1 protein-coding gene is annotated in these 1,144 nt (G+C 57.5%); it reads right to left on the reverse strand.

All coding sequences use genetic code 11. From position 1 onward, the window contains the following. On the reverse strand, positions 1 to 1,072 hold a 1,072-nt coding region (locus tag AC6R19_RS22715; protein WP_500582148.1), incomplete at its 3' end, for an IS256 family transposase. Positions 1,073 to 1,144 lie beyond the last annotated feature (72 nt).

Raw genomic sequence — 1,144 nt, forward strand, 5'->3', positions numbered from 1 at the left:
GTTGTTTCGTCGCCTTGCGGATAACGCTGTTAAGGGACTCAATGGCGTTGGTGGTGTAGATTACTTTCCGGATCTCTGGCGGATACTCAAACAGGGTGATCAGGTTCGGCCAGTGGGCTGTCCAGGACTTGCTGATCTGCGGATACTTGTCGTCCCACTTCTCCGCAAAGCGCTCCAGCTCCGCCTGTGCCGCCGTTTCACTGGCTGAGGTGTAAACGTCCTTCAGGTCAGCCGTTACGGCCTTGTAGTCCTTCCAGGAGACGTATTTCAGCGAGTTGCGGACCATATGCACGACGCACAGTTGAACCTTGGTCTCCGGGTATTCCGCCGCAATGGCTTCAGGGAAGCCTTTCAGGCCGTCCACGCAGGCGATCAGGATGTCTTGCAGGCCGCGGTTCTTCAGCTCTGTGAGCACGGATAGCCAGAACTTGGCACCTTCCGTTTCCGCCAGCCACAGGCCCAGTAGCTCCTTCTGCCCCTCCATGTTGACGCCAAGAGCGACGTACATGGCCTTGTTGATGACCCGCTTGTTCTGGCGGATCTTAAGGACGATGCAGTCCAGGTAGACAATGGGGTAGACAGGGTCAAGGGGCCGGCTCTGCCACTCGGTGACCGCCTCCATGACCTGCTCGGTAACCTTGGAGATCAGTGTCGCCGAGACGTCCGCATCGTACATCTCCTTGAAGGCATCCACGATATCGCGAGTGCTCATTCCTTTCGCATACAGCGCCAGAATCTGGCTGTCCATCTGCGTCAGGCGGGTCTGCCCTTTGCGCACGAACTGGGGCTCAAAGGAACCAGCTCGGTCGCGAGGAATGCTGATCTCGACTTCCCCGTGCAGGCCCTTCAGGCGCTTGGAGCTGGTGCCATTGCGGCTGTTGCCGGAGCCGCGGCCGACAGGATCATGTTTGCTGTAGCCGAGGTGCTCCTCAAGCTCAGCGCCCAAGGCGGCCTCTACAGTCATCTTGACGAGCTTCTGGGTGAGTGTGTTCAGGTCGGCCTCAGATTTGACGCCCTTGGCCAACTCAGTGACGTGAGCCTGGAGTTGCTGTTCGAGATCTTTGTTGTCCATTGTTCTGCTCATGGTATCCTCCGGTGCAGAGTACGGGGGCATGAGCAGTTACACAATTTAATTTACAGTCTC

Source organism: Microbulbifer sp. SE14 (assembly GCF_059834885.1).